Raw genomic sequence first — 2,086 nt, 5'->3', positions numbered from 1 at the left:
CCCCTACTTTTAGCATCATGGTACGTCCAAAATTTTAAAAGATAAATCTTACCGCCTTAAAGGCGGTGGTTTTAACCTTACTTCGGACTAATAAATTCAGCCAATTGTATTTTCTACCGGATTGTATTCGATAGGTAGATGGTCGTCGGTGTTTGCACAACGAACCAAACGTCGGCCAGCGTTCAATGTATCCCCAATACTTTGCAGATACATCGCCGTTTGTGGTCTGCTGGCGGGTTAGCATGAGCCAGTCATGCAATGCAGCAAATGCAAACTGGCTTTTTTTGATGCGCAGCTGTTGACGTGCCTCGATAGCGTAGTAGTAGAGTGCATCGATATATTGCAATATTCTGAATGTCACTGCGCTCGCCCTATTTATAGCTTTAGCGAAATAAATAGTTGTAAGAACCATATCTTCTGAGCTAGCTTGGCATTACCAAATCATGCGATATCTTTGAAAGTTGTGACCGGATCCCTGATAACAACGAGTCGGCCTGCAAAATATCATAATGATCAGCATCGATTTCGTGCGCGTGAATTTCAGCAGGGCCGAGTTGCTGCTCAAGCGCCAGCCGATCACTCATTTCGCGGGTCTCCGCCCACCAGCAAATCACCTGCGTTGCCAGTGGTTTCAGCGTAGGGAGCTGCAGCGAAAGCATTTTCAAATGACGAGCCACCATAAAGGTATGTGCCAGTTCCTCCACACCCATGGCGGCGTGCTCTGGAACGGCCGCGCTTTGACCCGATTGCTCATATTGCTCATATTGCTCATATTGCTGATTCAGCGTGCATGCTTTTTCCAATAAGGCCATCACGCATGCGTTTGATTCCGTCAGCATGGCCTGACCGAACACGGTCGCATGCAGGGATGGATCATCAAACTCGACACCGGGCAGCACGGCAGCAATAAACGCCATGAAATCCTGTCGCCAGTCATCTTGCACTGGCTCAGACGATTCGGTGCCTGGCACATAGGAATCAATCAGGCCGAGAAAAGCGACCGTTTGCTGTTGCGCTTCCAGGATGGCAGTCATCAGGGCAGCCAGTGCGCCGCCCAGCGACCAGCCGAGCAGATGGTACGGCCCCTGTGGCTGGACAGATCGAATCATGCGGCAATAATCCTCAGCCATTTGCTGCAATGAGATGTCGCAATGGGCGCTGTCAGCCAGCATCCGGCACGGAATGCCATACACCGTGCGCATGCCCTGTAGTTGCCGCGCGAGCGGCTGGTAATCGAATATTGTGCCCATGCCAGCATGGATACAGAACAAGGGTTTAGTCCCCTCGTTTTCAGAGAGTTGGTTAAGCGGCAGTAAGCCATTGGATTTGGATAGTTTATCAAGTCCAAGCAGATCGGCAATCGTCGGACGTTGCACGAAATCGCGCAGCCTGAAATCCAGTTTTGCGTCAGTCAGATTGCGCACGCGCGCCATCACCTTGAGGCTCGACAATGAATCGCCCCCCAATGCAAAGAAATTATCGGTTTCACCGATACGTTCCACACCCAGTACTTCTTGCCAGACACGCGCCAGCAATTTAGATTCGGATGTCGAAGGCGCGCGATAGGTATCAATTGACGGCATCCCCGGCTCGGGCAGACGCTTGCGGTCCACCTTACCGTTTGCATTCAAGGGCAGGCTGTCCAGCACCACGATCGCCGAGGGCAGCATGTAATCCGGCAAGGTCTGCGCGAGCGCGTCCCGCAACGCATGTGTGGTCACCGCATGATCCGCATGCAGCGCAACATAGGCCACCAGCCGGGTGCCGCTCGCTCCTTCCTTGGCCACCACCACTGCTTCCCGCACGGCCGGCTGCTGCAGCAGTTGCGTCTCGATTTCACCCAGTTCGATGCGAAAACCCCGGATCTTGACCTGGTGATCCACCCGCCCCAGGTATTCGACCTGCCCATCCTCTCGCCATCTGGCCAAGTCGCCAGTGCGGTAGAGCCGCCCGCCCTGGCTGCCGAACGGATCGGCGACAAACCGTTCCGATGTCAATCCGGGTCGGTTCAGGTAGCCACGCGCAAGCCCTCGCCCGCCGAGATACAGCTCTCCCGTTACGCCCACTGGCAGCGGATTCATGTCGG

Annotated in this window: 2 protein-coding genes; both read right to left on the bottom strand. The window is 54.1% G+C overall.

All coding sequences use genetic code 11. From position 1 onward, the window contains the following. Positions 1-34 precede the first annotated feature (34 nt). Positions 35-361: a hypothetical protein gene (locus tag BLV85_RS14600; protein WP_143032371.1), complete on the bottom strand. Its 327-nt coding sequence runs from the start codon at positions 359-361 to the stop codon at positions 35-37. Positions 362-422: 61 nt separating this feature from the next. Beyond that, a partial coding sequence (locus BLV85_RS14595) for a thioesterase domain-containing protein (protein WP_143032370.1) occupies positions 423-2,086 on the bottom strand: 1,664 nt, incomplete at its 5' end.

Origin of the sequence: Nitrosomonas halophila (assembly GCF_900107165.1) — a bacterium.
GTDB lineage: Bacteria > Pseudomonadota > Gammaproteobacteria > Burkholderiales > Nitrosomonadaceae > Nitrosomonas > Nitrosomonas halophila.
The sequence above is the reverse complement of the archived record's forward strand: the minus strand, read 5'-3'. Positions and strand labels throughout refer to the sequence as shown.